General features: G+C 52.0%; 17 protein-coding genes. 10 read left to right on the forward strand and 7 right to left on the reverse strand.

The genetic code is table 11. The annotated features are described in order from the left end of the window. Window positions 1-126: 126 nt before the first annotated feature. The 4 genes from J2Z66_RS31545 to J2Z66_RS31560 are packed head-to-tail and all read right to left on the reverse strand — an operon-like array spanning window position 127 to window position 1116. Window positions 127-621: a sugar phosphate isomerase/epimerase family protein gene (locus J2Z66_RS31545; protein ID WP_245375992.1), complete on the reverse strand. Its 495-nt coding sequence runs from the start codon at window positions 619-621 to the stop codon at window positions 127-129. Then, window positions 605-769 (reverse strand): hypothetical protein, encoded by a 165-nt coding sequence (locus J2Z66_RS31550; protein ID WP_209976746.1) that lies wholly within the window; start codon window positions 767-769, stop codon window positions 605-607. The genes J2Z66_RS31545 and J2Z66_RS31550 overlap by 17 nt, the downstream gene beginning before the upstream one ends. Further along, a complete protein-coding gene (locus J2Z66_RS31555; RefSeq protein WP_209976747.1) occupies window positions 750-887 on the reverse strand; it encodes a hypothetical protein in 138 nt (45 codons plus the stop codon). The genes J2Z66_RS31550 and J2Z66_RS31555 overlap by 20 nt, the downstream gene beginning before the upstream one ends. Before the next feature lie 4 nt (window positions 888-891). Next, window positions 892-1116, reverse strand: a complete 225-nt coding sequence (locus J2Z66_RS31560) for a hypothetical protein (protein WP_209976748.1) — start codon at window positions 1114-1116, stop codon at window positions 892-894. Window positions 1117-1217: 101 nt separating this feature from the next. Here J2Z66_RS31560 and J2Z66_RS44185 point away from each other — a divergent pair, with 101 nt between their 5' ends. Then, window positions 1218-1436, forward strand: a complete 219-nt coding sequence (locus J2Z66_RS44185) for a DUF2716 domain-containing protein (RefSeq protein ID WP_376774520.1) — start codon at window positions 1218-1220, stop codon at window positions 1434-1436. A 313-nt stretch (window positions 1437-1749) separates the two neighbouring features. On the opposite strand, the gene J2Z66_RS31575 is transcribed toward J2Z66_RS44185, so the two are convergent. The 3 genes from J2Z66_RS31575 to J2Z66_RS31585 form a co-directional block, all read right to left on the reverse strand. Further along, window positions 1750-2568, reverse strand: coding sequence for a sugar phosphate isomerase/epimerase family protein (locus J2Z66_RS31575; protein ID WP_209976751.1), 819 nt, complete (start codon window positions 2566-2568; stop codon window positions 1750-1752). A 92-nt stretch (window positions 2569-2660) separates the two neighbouring features. Next, window positions 2661-3671, reverse strand: a complete 1011-nt coding sequence (locus J2Z66_RS31580; protein ID WP_209976752.1) for a Gfo/Idh/MocA family protein — start codon at window positions 3669-3671, stop codon at window positions 2661-2663. Continuing rightward, a complete protein-coding gene (locus J2Z66_RS31585; RefSeq protein WP_209976753.1) occupies window positions 3665-4633 on the reverse strand; it encodes a Gfo/Idh/MocA family protein in 969 nt (322 codons plus the stop codon). Before J2Z66_RS31585 ends, J2Z66_RS31580 begins: the two co-directional genes overlap by 7 nt. Before the next feature lie 365 nt (window positions 4634-4998). On the opposite strand from J2Z66_RS31585, the gene J2Z66_RS31590 reads away from it, so the two are divergent. The 9 genes from J2Z66_RS31590 to J2Z66_RS31630 all read left to right on the forward strand — a co-directional run bounded on the left by J2Z66_RS31590 (window position 4999) and on the right by J2Z66_RS31630 (window position 18470). Continuing rightward, window positions 4999-5760 (forward strand): hypothetical protein, encoded by a 762-nt coding sequence (locus tag J2Z66_RS31590; RefSeq protein WP_209976754.1) that lies wholly within the window; start codon window positions 4999-5001, stop codon window positions 5758-5760. Between the two features lie 443 nt (window positions 5761-6203). Beyond that, entirely contained in the window at window positions 6204-6371 is a 168-nt protein-coding gene (locus J2Z66_RS31595) for a hypothetical protein (protein ID WP_209976755.1), read from the forward strand. Window positions 6372-6440: 69 nt separating this feature from the next. After that, window positions 6441-8051 (forward strand): response regulator, encoded by a 1611-nt coding sequence (locus tag J2Z66_RS31600; RefSeq protein WP_312894862.1) that lies wholly within the window; start codon window positions 6441-6443, stop codon window positions 8049-8051. Continuing rightward, the gene (locus J2Z66_RS31605) at window positions 8048-10846 is read left to right on the forward strand and encodes a cache domain-containing sensor histidine kinase (protein WP_209976757.1); all 2799 of its coding nucleotides are present in this window, start codon (window positions 8048-8050) and stop codon (window positions 10844-10846) included. Before J2Z66_RS31600 ends, J2Z66_RS31605 begins: the two co-directional genes overlap by 4 nt. Before the next feature lie 109 nt (window positions 10847-10955). Beyond that, complete coding sequence (locus J2Z66_RS31610; RefSeq protein ID WP_209976758.1) at window positions 10956-12455, forward strand: ABC transporter substrate-binding protein; 1500 nt, start codon at window positions 10956-10958, stop codon at window positions 12453-12455. 68 nt (window positions 12456-12523) lie between these two features. Continuing rightward, complete coding sequence (locus J2Z66_RS31615; protein ID WP_209976759.1) at window positions 12524-13429, forward strand: carbohydrate ABC transporter permease; 906 nt, start codon at window positions 12524-12526, stop codon at window positions 13427-13429. A gap of 30 nt (window positions 13430-13459) precedes the next feature. Beyond that, a complete protein-coding gene (locus tag J2Z66_RS31620) occupies window positions 13460-14305 on the forward strand; it encodes a carbohydrate ABC transporter permease (RefSeq protein ID WP_209976760.1) in 846 nt (281 codons plus the stop codon). A 387-nt stretch (window positions 14306-14692) separates the two neighbouring features. Then, window positions 14693-16303, forward strand: a complete 1611-nt coding sequence (locus tag J2Z66_RS31625; RefSeq protein WP_209976761.1) for a LamG-like jellyroll fold domain-containing protein — start codon at window positions 14693-14695, stop codon at window positions 16301-16303. A 391-nt stretch (window positions 16304-16694) separates the two neighbouring features. Further along, window positions 16695-18470 carry a polysaccharide deacetylase family protein gene (locus J2Z66_RS31630; protein ID WP_209976762.1) on the forward strand — a complete coding sequence of 592 codons (1776 nt, stop codon included), beginning with the start codon at window positions 16695-16697 and terminating at the stop codon, window positions 18468-18470. Window positions 18471-18510: the final 40 nt, after the last annotated feature.

Genomic DNA, 18510 nt, shown 5'->3' on the forward strand with positions numbered 1-18510 from the left:
CTTGCTTCTTCTTTGAACAATTGCACATCCTCTGGTGAAAAAAGCTGATTAAGTTTGATATAGCCGTTCTTAACAAATTGAGTTTAGGTAGATGTCACCATCGATACACCCCTTTCTTCATCTTACTTACAATCCTGCTTCTTTCAGCAGACTTTGCAGGTTGATTCTAGCTTTGGTGATTCGTTCATCGATTTGCTCCGGGTCGATCGGTGACGGGATATCGCCATCAATCCGCTCGACAACAACCGAACCGGACATCCCTGAACGTTGCCAAGTACTGAACAAGGCTGCGAAATTTACATCGCCTTCACCGGGAATCGGGAAATCGGGATTTGCCGATTCCCGGTGAAGGCGATGGTCTTTAGCGATCAGGGAGATGGTTTGTGCGGCTATTATGGGAAAATCCAGCTCGGAGCTTATTACCTCATAATAATGCACGTTGCCGGGATCATAACTCGCCTTGATTGAGCTGGAGCCAATTTGCTCAAGTGTCTGCAACAGATGCCGGGCAGTTGCCGTATTTCCTGTATGCGGCTTCAAGCTGACGGCGATACCCATAGATTCGGCTATGAATCCGATTTCACGGTACTTGTCAACGAACCGCTTATGTTCCGCTTCCAGCTCTTCTGCGGGTTTTGCAAGGTGGGGAAACTCCTGGTATCCCCACGTTTGCTATATCGACATGCAGATGGTCGGGAGTAGCAACCCAGACAGCATCCAAATCCTGCTGCAGCAAATCCTCGTAATGATCATATACGGTTGCGCCCATTTCCGCGCTCCCGGGAACGGTTATGCACCGCTTTAACGGACACACCGGGCAGTTTGTGTAAGGTTCGCGCATGCAGAGCACCCATTAACCCGCAGCCAATTAAACCAATGTTGATCATACTTTCACCCGCCTGATACTACGGCTTCATACATCGCCCAAATGGTTCTGAGCGATTTCAATGCATCATAGCCGTCCGTTTCGGGTTTTTGGCCGGATTCGATGCAATCGAGGAAATGCTCAATTTCTCCGGACACAAAGGAGCCCGGTGAAGTATCCGGATTATAGGTCATCAAGGTTTGGTGGCCATTTTCCGTCACGGCTTCCAGAGTGGTCAACTCGCTATTCAATATTAGCAATGCCTTGAGGGTGTGAACATGCAAAAACGCGGGCCTTTCCGCGAACGGCATTCCCCAGCTGGTTTCCAGATAGCCGAGCGCACCCGGTGTAATTGTCCGGATACTGTTACGATGAAGAACTCATTAGAGACTTCGAGAAAAAGTCCATTATGGCCTTTCAACAATGTACCCTACCCGAGGAGCTTATTTACGATTTAGATTGGCAACATGAATGTTATTTAGTGGATACACGACTGGAGTTTCCAAGACATGTGCCTTGGAGAGTGGATAATGGAGATTGGGTAATTTCCATTCATCCAGATGGCCAATGAAAAAGAAAGCATGTTTTACAATATTTTCTACGATAAAATTATTTTTTAGTTTTGTAATAGGAGTCATGGCAGCTCCGAAGTTGTCGTTTTACTTCAATGGAAGTACGAAAAACATGGATGTAAGAATCATAAACAATAAAGCATACGTGCCCTTAAATGATCTGACAGCCCTATTCGATAGCAAAGTAACTTATGACAAAAGCAAGAACAAGTATTCACTTGTCCTTGCCAAATTGTTCTTTAAATGATGTCACCATCGAATACTCCCCCAGTCAACTTGTTAAACATATTTTCTACAAAACTTTTCCGTGCCTCAACTTACTTCTAATCCTGTTTCCTTCAGCAGACGTTGCAGGTTGATTCTCGCTTTGGCGATTCGTTCGTCGATTTGTTCCGGGTCGAACGGCGAAGTGGTATCGCCATCAACCCGTTCGACAACAACTGAACCTGACATTCCCGAACGATGCCATGTACGGAACAAGGCAGGGAAATCAACATCGCCTTCACCGGGGATGGGGAAATTGTGGTTGGCCCTGGACCCGCGATGGTCTTTAGCGATCAGGGAAATGGTTTGTGCCGCAATGATGGGGAAATCGAGCTCGGAGCGTATCCCCTCATAATAATGCACATTGCCGGGATCATAGCTCGCCTTGATAGAACTTGAGCCAATTTCTTCAAGTGTCTGCAAAAGATGGCGGGCCGTTGCCGTATTTCCGGTATGTGGCTTCAAGCTAACGGTGATACCCAAAGATTCGGCTATAAATCCTATTTCACGGTACTTGTCGACGAACCGCTTATGTTCTGATTCCAGCTCTTCTACGGGTTTTGCAAGGTCGGGAAACTTGTGGTATCCGCAAGCTCCGAGGGACACCACTTCTTTTACACCCAATGTTTTGGCTGTTTCCAAACGGTGTCTGGCTTCTTCGAGAGGCATTCCGGGAGCAAGCTGATTTGTGCCGATCAGCATAATTGGTTCTACGCCGTAACGATCGAACAGCCGCTGTAGCTGTATTAAAGATGTTGTATCGTTCCCGCTTGGCACTTCCATGCCGACATGGGGCAGGCCAAAAGCGATATTGCGGTAACCGGCCCGGGATATTCCTTCAAGTGCCCGTTCGAACGGGACATTCATGTAAGGCAATGACATACAAGCAATTTGGATCATGGAGGTACTCCCAACTTTCTCAACTGAAATAAATTCACCAATAAGCAAGGTGCAGATTATTAGATCGTTTCCACAAAAATTTCCCGGCGTTCCTTCAATGAACGGTAGGCCGCTTCGGAAACGGCGATGGCCTTCAATCCGTCTCTAAGTGAAATAAGCGGCTGTTTATCGTGAAGAATACAATCGATAAAATGACTGTTCAAACGTATCCACATATCATTGTCCGAAAATGTAATCCGTTGTTCCGGATTTTGTTCGTCCTTTACGCGAAGTTCCCCGTTGTTGTTCACAACCGTCAGGTTTTTGGCAGCTACTCCGGCCATATCGTACTCCACCCGCGTCAACCAAGGAGTACTCACGTGAGCAATTCCGCCGCTTTTGAAGCGTAAGGCCACAGTGAATCCGTCTGCTACACTTCCCGGCGGCAGCAGGTAGGTACCCCCATAGGCAAATACGCTTTCGACCTCTCCACACATCCAGATCAGCAGGTCATAATCATGGGAAGCGTGGGAGAAAATCGGTCCTTTGCCGATTTCGTCGCTGAAATACCAGTCAGGTGTGTCGTAATAGTGATCGCGGTACTTGTCGTACACTTTCTGGTTAGGATCAAGAAAATGGGTTCTCATCGACCAAGCTTGCAATGCAGAGCCTGCTTCCGGGGCAGAGATGATTTCTTTCATCTTGCGGTTGGCGGGAGCAAACCTCAGCGGATATCCGACCATTGCTTTCAAATGCGGATGTCTCTCTCCGACGGCCACGATCTCGTGGCCATCCCGGACAGAGGTCGCAAGCGCCTTTTCCAGAAACAAATGTTTTCCTGCTTCCAGCACCGCTTTGGATATATCGACATGCAGATGGTCAGGAGTAGCAACCCATACAGCATCCAAATCCTGTTTCAGCAGATCTTCGTAACGATCATATACGGTTGCGCCGACTTCCGTGGCAAGGCTAGCGGCCTTGTCTCTGGATCGGTTATGCACAGCCGTTACTGAAGCACCAGGCAGCGACTGCAAGGTTCGAGCATGCAGGGAACCCATCAAACCGCATCCGATAATTCCGATTTTTAACATTTAATCACCTCATACATCGCCCAAATCGCACGGAGTGATTTCAACGCATCATGTCCATCCGTTTCGGGTTTTTTGCCGAACTCGATACAATCGAGGAAATGCTCGATTTCCCCCGACACAAAGGAACCGGGGGATGTGTGCGAATTATGGGTCATCAAGGTTTGACGGCCCTTCTCCGTCACGGCTTCTAGTGTTGTCAGATCACTGCTCACGATTAACAGAGCTTTAGGGGTGTGAATGTGCATGAGCGCGCGTCTTTCCGCAAACTGCATCCCCCAGCTGGTTTCCAGGTAGCCCAGAGCACCACTTTCGAATAACATCGTACTATGTGCCGTTCCTTCGCCTTCCATCCATTCGGTTCCCGTTCGGGTGCCTAGAGTAGAAACTTTGACGGGTTTGCCCAACAACCAAACAAGCAAGTCGATATAATGGCAGCCGTGGCTGAACAGTACGCCTCCGCCCAAGGTTTCTTTACGCGACAACCAGCTTCCCGGCATGGGCGGAATAAATCCTTCAATCCAGCAGTTCGCATTGAACGGTTTTCCGAACTCTTCCGTTATTATTATATCCTTGAGCTTTCTTATAATGGGCAAGAAACGGATAACATAAGCCATCATAAGGATGGTATTGTTCTCTTCGGCAGCCTTGATGACCCGCAAGCAATCCTCTTCTGTATTGGCGAGCGGTTTCTCCAATAGCACATGTTTGCCTGCTTTAAGGGCGAGAATGGATTGATCCGCATGCAAATGATGAGGGGTGCAGATACTGACAGCATCGATGTCGTCCATAATGGAAAGCCAATCGGACGTATATTTGCATCCCAATTCTCCCGCCAGTTTGGCTGCTTTCTCCTCGTCCAGATCCACAACCCAACGCAGATCGGCGCGTTCCGCCGAATGGAATGCATAAGCATGCTGCAATCCCATGTTTAAACCGACTACAGCCGTTCTAATTTTTTTCAAGTCACATTCTCCTATTCGTTTTTTTGTGTACTTAATAATTGAATCGTATGGCATTGAGGCAAGAAAGTCTTTGTCCGGCAGGCCATAAATTTGCATAACTCGATTTTTATTTTGTATTGAAAGCACTTTGTGTTGCTGTATATTATTATATAATGGGTCTCAGCCCTAAACTATAAGGCAGAATAAAGATATTGTGGTTTTTATTAATCATCTTAATCTTTGTCCGGATGAAGAGTTGTTGGTTTAGGAATTATCACTTTATGCATGCCTAATTTACATCATTCACATCGATACTTTGATGTGTTAGAATGTTCCCTGATAGAAAATACAATCTATACCATAACGGTATAAAGTGAGGAGCATTTATGAAAACAAGAGAACCTTACAGCTTTTTCCGACCTCAAAGAGCAGCAAGCTGGTGGTGCACTCTCGATGACATACTTTGGCCTCAAAAAGGTGTTATTGACCGGATCAAGCGGCGTGCAGAAGGGTTTGCGGAAGCAGGAATTGATACAGCTATCAACTTCGGTTTTCATATTCGCTTCGACTTCTCCAATTACTTCAGTCAATTGCACGGTTATCTGAACAACGTGTGTGAAGAACTGCACAAATACGACATTCGCTTCCTGGACCACTACTCCTGTAACCTCATCGAACGGCCCCGCAATCAAACGGATCTCATAAGGATGAATAGCGCTCAAAGGCATCACATCCTGCTACATCACGACCCCCTTGCCGCTGAATACGCAGGATATGCGGGATACCGATTCCACGATCTCTGCGAGGTCGATGTGCGCGACGGAAGCAGGGGCTACAGTACATCATATCAAACCGAGTTATTCTGTCATAACAATCCCTTGTTTCTTGAAATGCATGGCAAATACCTCGAGAGGCTGCTTAGTGAAGTAGCCTTAGACGGTGCGCAAATCGATGATATGGCTCACTATGGTTGGTTGTCCACATGCGGCTGCATTCACTGTATAGAAAGATTCAAGCGAGATTATGGACATGTACTGCCTGTTTTTGGAGAACCCTCATTCTGGGGCAAAAGGATATTGCCGCCCATATGGGGAATGCGCCTGCTATTGCACTCAGTTATACTATTTATGATAAAGGCGGTTATTTAGGATGGAGCCTCAGTCGTTTTTGGGGTGTTGTTAATTGGAGCAGTACACTGAACGGTCGACTTCAGGAAGATCCGACGGACATGAGGGAAACTCATGAGATTATAAATCCCTATAACAACTGAGTGCATTTGTGGAATCCAATATAATGGAGGTCGGCACTTGCACCTCGGCCGCCGAAGAAAAACATGCTTCATTGAGTTCGCATACAAATTCGCTAAAACGGCTTATCGACAATGGAGATTTTACACCCCGTATCCGGCAAATCGCCGGTGATTCTTGCTGGTCAACCAGGTTGCGTGTACATGCCGGGGGAGTTGTCCTTCATCTGATGAACCGTTCGCTTGAGGCAATTCCACATCCTGTCCATATGGATGCTCATAATAATGCGGTTGTATTGAAGGATATCAAATCCTTAAGCTCGGATAATCAACTGGCTTTCGAAGTTGAATTCCATTGGGGTCGATGCAGTTGAGCCGTGGACTTCAGCCATACTGAAGAGTCCGGAGCTTGGTCCGGATTCACGGGAAGTCACGATTGAGCGAATGTCGGATACGAAGGTTAAAATTTTCATTAACTTGGACGGTATTGATGTCTACGGTGTGATTAGTTGAGAGTTCCCGTGAATGCATTTTGTCTTGCCTGTGATTATGAATAAAAGGGGGTTGGTTGATTTGTACAAAGTGGTCATCGTGGATGACGAAGATGTCATCCGAGAAGGTCTGAAAACATTCGTCGACTGGAATCGGGTTGGTTATTTCGTCGCAGGAGAGGCGGAAGACGGAGCAATGGCGTTCGAACTGGTGCAAGATTTGCAGCCCGATCTTGTAATAACTGACATAAAAATGCCCATCTGCACGGGAATTGAGTTGATGGACAAACTGCGCAATTATAACCGGGACATCAGAATCATCGTCCTGAGCGGCTACAACGAGTTTCAATACGCGACGGCCGCGATCGAGGCTGGGGCCGTCGGTTATCTACTGAAACCGATCAAATTCGATAAACTGCACGATCTCCTGGCCAGCGTGAAGGAAGAATTGGATGCCGACGCGTTCGCGCGAACCCGTAGCGAGTATGTGGGCAAGCTACTCAGATACGATTTCATCCTGCAACTGTTGCAGAGGCATCCGGCCAATCGGCAGGAAGCGGAAAAGAGAGCTGCGGAGCTTGACATGCCGCTCGCGGGGAGATGCTGTGATGTTTGGCTTGCGCAATTCGACGATTACAACGATCTGACGCACAGATACACGAAGGATGAGATGGAATCATTCAAACTTGAGCTTAGAGAAACGGCGGCAGAGGCAATCCGCCCGATCGGCGACGTTTACGATTTTCCCTGCGATGACAGTTCACTCGGATTGTTGATTGCTGGCGATTGCCGGAGCAAGGATGATTGGAGGGCAGCTGCCTCCAGGCTGTTGAATGACGCGAACAATCGTTTCCCATTTCGGGTTACGCTGGGCATAGGCGGTATTTTCCGAACGATCGAGGAAGTCCATGAAAGCTATCTGATCGCCAGAAGCTTGATCGCCAAGAAGTTTTTTCTCGGCAAAAATCTGATCATTATGAAAGGGAACACTTCGGAAGTCCCAGATACCGCCGACGCAGTCTCACCTGTGCCCACGACATTGCATATGGAACGGCTGATTGTGCATATGCAGAGCTTGGAAAAAGACAAGGTTCGCGAATATGTCGATGAGGCATTTGCCAGTGTGTCTTCCAGAAACGAAGCGCTCAATGTCTATTATCTGTTCATGCAACTCGTCCAGAATTTCATGGACAGGTTCGCTTTGTCCAACTCCCGCCTCGCCCATTTGAAGTCTCCCGATTATCAATCGCACAAGGAAACACTTGCGGAATTGAAAGATGAGATCAATCAATTTTTGTGCCTGGTCGTCGACGCCATGGCCGAAGGAGGCGCCGCAAGCACGAATAGCATGATCGGCGAAGTCAAAAAATTCATCGAAGCGCAATATGCGCACGAGATCTCCCTCGAGTCGGCGGCCAGGCATATTCACGTCCATCCGGTGTATCTGAGCAAAATTTTCAAGAAAGATTCTGGCGTCAATTTCATCGACTATTTGACCGAGGTCCGGGTTGCCAAAGCCAAGCAGTTTCTTGCCGATACCAGGTTAAAGGTCTACAAAGTGAGCGAAATGGTCGGCTACAACGATCCCAGACATTTCAGCAAAATTTTCAAATCGGCAGTCGGGGTAACGCCTTACGAATACCGTAGGGGCGTTCTAGGATTCCTAGACGACCCAGCCGGGTCACAAGGACAAAAACTATGAAGAAGAAATTTATCGTATATTCCCTAGTCGTGCTCACTCTGAATTTGCTTATCATCGGTTTCATTTCTTACCGCATTTATTCTTCAACGGTATTTAAGAGCGTCGCCGATACGAATGCGATCATTCTGGAGCAGACCGTTGACAATATCGATTTTGTGCTGCGGGGAATCGAACGGCAATCGATCAACGCCTTCGAGGCAATCGATTTTAATCTCTATTTCCGGTATTCGGGCACCGACGCTTTCGAACAAATGACAGCGTTTTCAAAGAGCTTCAATCAGTTTATCCGCATGACGGGCTTTGTCGAATACGTATTTGCGGTCGGCAAGGACGGGGAAATTTTATCGACGGTCGAGCATGCCGGCAGAAATCAGTTAGACCTTGCCCTGTTCGAGCGGCTATTGGGGAATTCCGACGGCCGTTTCGTCTGGACGTATACGCTGATGGAGGACTACACGGTCAGCCGGAAAATGATCGGATTGAGTAGGGCCATCTTCGACGAACAAGGCCGGTATGCGGGTTACCTGGTTATTTTTCTGAATAGCAAGTCTCTGGAAAATTTCTACCCTGACGGACAAGTCAAGAAGATGATGCTGGTCGATGGGGATGGCACGATCGTGTCTTCGAACGACAAGGCTTTCACCGGCGGCGCATGGAGCGCACAAAATCGGGTCGGACCGGGCGAGACGGCAGCCAGGCGAATTGAGGGCAAGCGCTATCTCGTCTCATCCATCGAATCGGGGGTTACCGGGTGGACGCTGTATGTTGCAGACCCCGCTGACAGTATTTTTGGGGAAATCATGAAACGGTACGGCTGGCAGGCAATTCTGCTGGCGCTAGTCTTCCTTTGTTTCGTCGGCTCGATCGTGTTTTTCGCCGATCGGCTGCTGACCCCGCTCAGCAAGCTTAATGCAACAGTCAAGGCGGTGAACGGGGAAGACGGCAACCTCCAACTCGGCGCCTTGAGCGGTCGATCCCGGAAATTCCCGTTTTGGGCGCGTCTGAATTTCGAGACCAGGCTGACTGTCGCCCTTCTGACCATCACTGTGCTGCCGATCATGCTGCTCATCTTCGTCTCCTACAATTTTACCCATGCGATGGTGGAGAAGAAGGCCGTCGAAGTCAGCACGCTGAACGCCGAGCAAATCAGAAAAAAGGCGGAGTCCTACTTGAACGACCTAGAAAGGTCCATCTATTACTTTTACTATGACGATAACATGATACGGATTATGGGGGGGCATCAGCAGGAAGCCTCCATTCGGGACAAGTCCGATTATCGGGCCGTTCAGGATATGGTGGAGAGGGTCAAAACCCAGAAGCGTGAAATTGTGTATATCGATATTTACAACGCCCGCTCCGACTTGATGTACCGCTCCCAAGAGCGCAACGAGAAGTTCATGTACAAGCCGCTCTCACCTGCCTCTACTTCCGGACAGACCTGGCTGGATTCGTACCGAGACGGTTACAACGACCAACTCATCACATTCGTCAAGAAGATCGCCCGGCTCGATGACAGCGTTGTACTGGGCTATATTTACATGACGATCCGCTCGGACGCGCTGGAGCTCGGTCCTAGCGGCAAAGGCCGGGACGAGAGCGATACCTTCATTGTGAATGCGGACGGCGTGATCATGATGGACGGCAACAAACACCGGATCGGCCGGATGCCCGATATAGAGTATATGCCGTATATGCATGCCACCGGATACGGAGGAAACGTGAAAATGATGGGCAAGGGCGGCAATCTGCTACTCAGCGACTTTCGTCTGGGCAATACCGGTTGGCGGCTGATCCATATTACTTCGCTCGGTTACGTGCAGGACAACATGGTGAAAATTTTGCTGTATGACATCCTGGTACTGCTCGGCAGCTCCATTGCGATGGGCATCTTCGTCGTGCGGTATACCAGGAGAGTGACGAAGCCGGTGAAGGAACTGACCCGTCAGGTCGCCAGCTTCGCCAATACGCTGTTCGATTACCGGATCGAAGAGTTCAAGGGCGACGAGATCGAAGAGCTCAAGGTCAATTTTCACAAACTGATTTCCAAAATCGACACGTTGATCAACGAAGTGTACCAGATTCAGCTCAAGAAGAACGAGGTGGAATTAAACAAGAAGGAAGCCGAGCTTGCGACGCTGCAGGCGCAGATCAACCCTCATTTCCTGTACAACACGCTGGAAGTCATCCGCTTGGAATCGATGTTCCAAATGGGCGGCGAGAACGAGGTTTCAGTTATTGTGACCACCTTGTCCGATTATTTCCGGCTCAGCCTGAGCGAGGGCAGGCGTTCGATCACGTTGGCGGAAGAACTGGAACACGTACGAAGCTATATGAAGATCATGAACTACCGGTACAGGGACAAAATCGACTACTGCTGCGAGGCGCCGCAGGAGGCAATGTCGGGATTGATTTCGAAGATCACGCTGCAGCCCATCGTGGAGAACGCCATTTATCACGGCATCAAGCCGAAGAAAGGCCAGGGGATGATCCGCATTTCCGGATGGCTTGCCGGCGATTTGCTAATCCTGGAAGTCCAAGACAACGGCGTCGGCGTCGCACCCGAGCGGCTGGCGGAGTTGCGGGAAACCATGAACGGCAGCGGGCTGGAGAAGGCCCGGACGGACGGTGGCGGATACGGGCTGAGAAACGTGTCGCAGCGCATCAAGATGCAATTCGGCGACAAATACGGGCTGGAATTCGCCAGTACGCCGAACGAAAGCACGACGGTCCGCATCCGGATTCCGTTCTTCAGCGAGCATGACGCCCCGCATCCGGACAAAGATCAAGATGATTAATAAAAACCACAATATCTTTATTCTGCCTTATAGTTTAAGGGCTGAGACCCATTATATAATAATACACAGCAACACAAAGTGCTTTCAATACAAAAAAGGAGGTCCAGCGATGGTTAAAAAGACAAGATTATGGTACGTCATGACGGCCGCACTGCTGATCGTTGCGCTCGTGCTCGCCGGATGCAGCAGCAAGAATGAGACGCCCAAGCCGAGTGACTCTGCTTTACCCGCACCTTCGTCATCGCAGTCCGCAACCACCAGCCCTACGTCCGGAGGGGAATCACAAGGCATCAAGATCGACCCGAACAAGAAGGTCAATCTGCGCTACTACACGTCTCAGAGTTACGACCAGGTCGCATTCGAGGCGTCTTATCAGGATTGGCAGAAGATGTATCCGAACATCAAAGTGGAAATGGTGCTGAGCTCCGGCAGTGATTTCCAAACTGGCGTTAAGATGGCCTCGATCGCCGGCGAGCAGATGGACGTCATCTATATGAGTGCCGATAATATGGAACGGGCAAACCCGGACACCCTGTACTTACCGCTCGACGAGCTTGTTGCGCGGGACGGTTGGGACCTGACGGTGGAATTTGGAGCTTACCAGGAACAACTCAAGGTGAACGGCAAGTTGTATGGCATTCCTCGAGGAATAGCACCGGATGGAGTCTGGTACAACAAAAAGTATTTCGAAGAGGCGGGTCTGCCGGATCCTTCAAGCGGGGACTGGACGTGGGACGAGTTCTTCCAGGCCGCGAAGAAGCTGACGAAATACGATGACGAAGGCAATATTACACGTTACGGCATCCATGATTGGTCGTTCGGCGGCACCAGCCTCTCAGTCGCGACGACGAGGCTCGCTCTCTACAGCGGCTGGGAATTAGTTAATACGGACGGCAGCTTCAACATGGACTGGACGAATTACAAGAAAGCGGTGGAACTGCTCTATAATGCGGTTTACATCGACAAGTCGATGGCTTCGCCGTCGGATATCAAGGCTAAGGGCCTGCATTGGCAGAACGACTACTATGCCGGCAAAACTGCGATGGGCATTGGCGGCCGCAATGGCGCCATCTTCCAAGATCTTGCGGTGGAGTATGGGCAGTTGACCAAGGAAGAGGACGACGCAAACATTCACACGTTGGCTCCGATGCCGCGGTGGGACGCCAATTCCCCCAAGAAGCAGGCGTACGAGCTGGTGGTCGGCGCTGCGGTCTCCAAGACGACCAAATATCCGGAGGAAGCGTATCTGTTCACAAAATGGTTCTCGACCAAATCGGTCGAAATCTCATCCAAGGTCGCCCACACGATGCCGGCGTCCAGGCTACTGGACAAGAGCGTGCTGCTTGAGAATTGGCGCTGGTACAGCGACAAGAACGACAAGGTGACGCAAGGCAAGCAGCGGGACGATCTGTACAGCCGGATGATGGACCCGGAAATCAAGCCAATTTATTTTCAAAACTCTGGAAAATTCTCTTACGTCGCGAAGATGAAACTCGAACTGGATAAACATCTGTCGCTACTGTTCGCCAAGGAGAAGTCGCTGGATGAAACGATCCAGAATGCCAAGATTGCCACGTTCAAAATCTATGAGGAAGAAACGGCGAAATAATACAAAATCAGGGTGAAGCCGCGGAGAAGATGCGCTCTGCGGCTTCACGCCGAAGGTGGTGCTGGAAGATGGAGAAAACCAAGCGGCTGTACGTCACGAGAAAATTCCGGCAGACGATCGACGGATATTTGTTCATTTTGCCCAACCTTGTCGGATTTCTCGTGTTTACCCTATTCTCGATCGGATTTTCGTTTGCCGCCGCTTTTACGAACTGGGATATGGTAACAGGCCTCGGCCATATGAAATTCAACGGTCTGGCCAACTTCTCCAAGATGTTCGGCGATCAATGGTTCATCGATTCCATGGTCAATGTTATCTATTTCGTAGCCTTCGTGCCTTTGCAAATTCTCGTTGCGTTAATCGTAGCGTTCATCATCAATGAAAGCGTGTATTTTACCAAGACGATTCGCACTGCACTCTTCCTGCCCTACGTCACCAATGCGGTCATTATCGCCATCGTATGGGGGATGCTGCTCAACCCGGGCGACGGCATTGTCAACAACCTGCTTCGGACGGTTGGAGTCGGCCACCCGCCGGGTTGGTTGGGCAGTCAGGATTGGGTTAAGCCGGCCATCATCGTCATGACGACTTGGTCCGGCCTCGGGCTGAACGTCATCCTGTTTCTGTCTGGACTGGTCGGCATTCCGAAGGAAATTTACGAATCGGCGGAGATCGATGGTGTCAAACCGTTTACCAAGTTTTTATATATTACGTTCCCGCTGATTTCGCCGACGACGTTCTTTATTCTGATTACCTCCATCATCGGCTTGTTCAACGCCTGGTCCCACATCCAGATTCTTACAGGAGGTGGACCTGGGAGCTCCAGCACGGTCATCGGTTACTACATTTACAAGACGGCGTTCGAATTCGGCCAGATGGGGTACGCGTCCGCGATGGCATTGGTGCTGTTCGCCACGGTATTCGTATTTACCCTCGTGCAATGGTTCTATCAAAAAAAATGGGTTCATTATTGACAAAGTCCGCGAGAGGAAGGGGGGAAATCGATGCCGCTGAAAAAAAAGTTTTGGAAAGTCGTTCGGACCTTGATCTTGCTTGCTTTTTCTTACGCCATGGTCTTCCCGTTTCTGTGGATGCTGGTCGCTTCGTTGACGCCGGAGCGCGAAATTTTCTCCGTCCCGTTCTCGATCATTCCGGATCCGATCAACTGGGACGGTTACAAGAGCGTCTGGGTCAAGTCGGTGCTCGGCTACAACATGGGCCTCTATTACTGGAACAGCGTCAAAGTTACGCTGATCGCCATGTTCGGCTCGCTGATCACCTGCTCGCTTGCAGGGTATGCCTACGCTAAAATTTCTTTTCCCGGCAGGAATATCATGTTTCTAGGGCTGCTGGCCACGATGATGATTCCTTCTCAGGTCGTCTTGCTGCCAAATTTCATCATTTACAAGGAATTGGGTCTGGTGAATACGCATGCCGCGATTTGGCTCGGCGCCTGTTTCGGATCAGCGTTCGGCATTTTCCTATTCAAGCAATATTTTTCCGGGATCCCGCATGAATTGAACGAAGCGGCAGAGATAGACGGCGCGGGCAACTTCAGAATTTTCGCGAGCATCATGATTCCGTTGGCTAAACCGGTCATCGCCACGCTCGTCATCTTCAACTTCATAGGGTACTGGAACAATTACGAAGGGCCGCTCATCTACTTGCGTTCGCCGGAGCTGTTTACGCTTCCGCTGGCACTCAAGGTCATGTCCAATGACAAATATGTCGTTCAATATGCCGGCATCATGGCCGGATCAGTCAGCGCTGCGCTGCCGATTCTGATCGTGTTCATCACAATGCAGAAATATTTCATACAGGGCGTGACCATTGGCAGTGTCAAAGGCTGACGAATCAAGCGGGGCTGAACGGAGATCAAGGTTTTGAACAAGCTGCGACTGTGCATTATCGGCTGCAGCAATATGAAGGGGGCGTATGCGCGGGGTTATCGGGAGTAGGAATCGTTTCCGCAGCAGACGGAAGTGCTGATTACGTTCCAAGCCAGTAGCAAAAATGCTGCAATACAAGATCGGACACAATTCTCTCGTGCATCCACAAGGACCGTCGATCGCTGACGGACGGACCGGGAAGCCTTCATGGACTGCGTGTCATCTGACGTATGTATGAGACGGAGGAACAAGGCATGATCGCCGACCTGTGGGGAAAGGGAATGGACGAAGAGTGGACACATACGAATGGCGCCGCTATCTGGGCGCCGTAATGGGGAGAGGTTGAGCATGAGTTTCACACAAACGGAAAAGCGGGAACGGCCCCGCCGTATCGGATATTGGCCGCTGAGGAGCGATGCCGGGGATGCGTTGGGCGGTGGCCGTGACGGGATTGCGGAGCATGTACGATTCGAGGATAGCGCAATATTCGACGGCGTTACATCGACGATCCGGCTGCCGGGCGCCGGGGAGACGGACGGTTCGCAGCCGTTCTCTCTGTCGCTTGAGTTCGAGGTTGACGATCAGGGAGGCAGTTGTCTGCCAGGCGGTCTGGTTAGCCGTTACTGCGAGGAGCGCATGGAAGGCTGGCACCTGTCGGTGCTGTCCCAACCAGGCGTCACCTCAGCGCAGACCAACTGGCGCAATCTGCAGTTTGGCTGGACTGCGGAGCGGGCCGTCGGCGAATGGAAGGATTGGGGCAGCCCGGGTGGCAGCCGGATGATCTGCTCCATGTGTGTGTTCGACGACAGCCTGTATGTCGGCATATTTGACGATGCACAGGATCGCAAGGGCCACGTCTACAGCTTGACGGACGAGGGAGAATGGTTCGACTGCGGCCATCCGGACGATAGTAACTCGGTATGGTCGCTCGCCGAATTCGGCGGCAGGTTATATGCCGGCACGATGCGCTACAAGGCGTCGGGATCGGCACTGCCGGAATCGCCGAACCAGGCGCCGGGCGGTCGTATCTTTCGTTACGAAGGGGGCCAGGAATGGTCGCTCTTCGGCGAATTGCCGGTCGAGGGTAATGACAGCATCGGTGCCCTGACAGTGTTTGGCGACCGCCTGGTGGCAATGCCCTTCTATTCGTACGGCGCCTTCGCCTTCGACGAGTCCGGCAGGTGCGAGCCGCTCGGCGCGCCCGGATCGGAGGGGAAGACACGAGGATTCACGCTGTCCCCGTTCCAGCGCAGACTATACATCGGCTGCAATTATTCTGATGGCGTCTGGAGCCGCACTTTGACGGAGCCGTGGCGGAACGACAGCGTCTTGAAGAATTGCGATCAGGTGTACTGCTTCGCCGTGTACCACAACCGCTTCCTGACGGGTATATGGCCGGAAGCCCGCGTGCTGTGCTACGAAGGAGGCGTGGATTGGAGCGATTACGGTCTTCTGGGTGCAGAGAAGGAAGTGATGGGCGTTTCCGTCTTTAACGGCAGGTTGTACGGCGGCACACTGCCCGGCGGGGAGGTATATCGATATGCCGGCGACCGCCGCTGGGAGAAGGTCGGCGTTCTGGAATCACCTGAACTGGATGTCGTCCATCGGCGGGTTTGGACGATGGCGGTGTACAGAGGCAGCCTGTTCGCAGGCACGCTGCCAAGCGGCAAGGTGTGGAGCCTAGGCGGCGTCCCGCTCGTGACGAGCGACCGCAGCCTGACGCCGGGCTGGCACCGGGCGACGGTCACGTACAATAGGGAGACGCTCGCCCTCTATCTGGACGGCCGGCTCGTATCGGAAGCCCCGGTCGGCGGCGCGGTCGATCCGCTGTCCGGCGACGTGCCGCTCATGCTGGGCAGCGGCCCCCAATGCAAGTATTCGGGGCGCATCCGCGAAGCGGAGCTGTATGACGGAGCTCTGACGGCCGGGCAGATCGCCGACTTGAGCCGGAAGTCCTGAAGAGGAGCAGGAGGGCACAGACGGATAATCAAGCAAATCCACCGCGAACTGGTCATCCGCGATAAAGGTAAAGGAAGGTTGCCGGCGCCGAACCCGGTTTGCAGAGGGTCGTCGCCGGCAAACAACCCTGAGATGACGGTTAATGGAATGGTATTTTTTAATTCGCGAATCCGGATGATGCGATATTGCCTGACCATTGGGACAGGTATCTTTTGTATACGACTTCAAGCAAGGCTTACCGGGATACAACAAAAGCGTACAAGTGCGAAGCTGGCGCTCATTATGTATGGCATCGCATGGAACATCCATTAATTGAACCGCACAAAATCTTGGAACGATCAGACCCTGGCTGGACCGGGTCTGATCGTTCCATCGAAAGAAGGAAACCCTGATGCTTACGATCGTATGGGACACAGCGGAAGTCGAACAGGTACGGGACGAGGGTAGAGATTGCTACACACCCTACCTGTTGACGATTCTTAGTGATCTCGGATTATCCTGTCGCGTTCTGAACCATAAAGCTTGGTTACAAAGCCCGCCCAATGGTGTCACCCTCGTCGCCGGGGGAACGGATGATTCACAATGGGCCGCTGCCTGCCGCTCATATTGCGAGCGGGGCAACGCGCTGCTGGCGATCGGCGGCGTATATGGTCTGGAGGACGTGCTGGGCGTCGTCTGCACCGGGCGGGTTCGCGAAGGCTGGGTCGATTGGGCAAGTGGCGGGCTGGCTGACGGTATGCGAAGCGCCTTTCATTTCTTCGAAGCCATATGCGTGGAGTCCCGTGATGCCGGGGTGAAGGCGGACGGTTCACTCGTGCGGCTGAACGGGTCGCTGGGCGTCGAACCCACCATAACCGTGCGCGATCATGGGCAAGGCGCGGCGGCCCTGCTGGCGGTAGACCTGATGAAGACATTCTGCCTCATCCAACAGGGAGTGGCAGTCGTGCGCGATGGCAGGCCAGCGCCCGATGGTACGGCTGCTACCGATGATGACGTGCTGAAGACCGATGACGCCGCCGTCCTCGATTGGACGCGCGACCGTACCGCCGCGGAGGCAGGCGGCGTGCCTATCTTCCTCCACCCGGTTGTGGATGAATGGAGAATCGTGCTGATGCGGCTGATCTACCGGTTGCATGAGAAGATCGGTGCTCCGATGGCGCAGAGCTGGTTCTGGCCGGACGGTCTTACGGCGATCGGTCATATTTCGCACGATACTGACGGCAATTCGCCCGCGCATGCCTGCGCTTTGTTGGCCAGGTTGAAGGAGGCGAATATCCGCTCCACCTGGTGCATTATCATGCCGGGTTACGATCCCAGCATTAACGAGGCGATTACGGCCGGAGGACACGAAGTCGCGCTCCATTACAACGCGATGGAGGTGGAGATTCCCGAAAGCCGCTGGTCTGAGCGCGATTTTCGTCATCAGTTGTCGATGCTGCAGGCGCAGTTTCCAGACCGGGCGATCCGGACGAACAAGAACCATTATTTGCGCTGGGAAGGCGACACGGCATTCTATCGCTGGTGTGAACGGGCGGGCGTGAAGGTGGAGCAGAGCCGTGGTGGAACGAGGCAGGGGAACAAGGGCTTTCTCGCGGGCACGTGCCACCCGTTCGTTCCCGTGGGGACGGCCGCCGAACGTAACCGCCCGCTTGCAGTTCTGTCCTTGCCGACATTGGCCTGGGACCCGCCGATGCCGCTTCGCTGCACGAGGAGTGAAGCATTTGCTTTGCTCGACCGCGCGGTGGATGTGAACGGCGTGGCGCATTTTCTGTTCCATCCAGCCATGCTGCTGCGCGAAGGCGACGAGGTAGGCGCATTTCTAGTGGAACTGGCGGGTTACGGCGCCTCCCGCGGCTTAGCATGGTGGACGGCGGAACAATTATGGCAATGGCGTTCGAACCGCGCGCAGGTTGTCGTACGGGTGGAGCGGGATGAGAGCGGCGAGCCGTTATGGGTCATCGAAGCAGATGCCGACCTGGACGGCTTTACGTTGCTGATCGCCGGGCAGGAACAAGGGCAGTGGCTGGCACGGACGCGGGGCGGGGCAGTATCCGATCAGGTCGATCGTATGATCCGGTCCCAGGCCGTTAATCGATTCGGCTGCGCCTACATGGAGCTGACTGTGGATATTCGGAAAGGGCGTACGGAATTTGTGTGTATCGGTTAGGCGTCGGAAATCCGATTGCCGAAAAACGATGGGGTAGCGG

The organism is Paenibacillus eucommiae, assembly GCF_017874215.1.
GTDB lineage: Bacteria > Bacillota > Bacilli > Paenibacillales > NBRC-103111 > Paenibacillus_AI > Paenibacillus_AI eucommiae.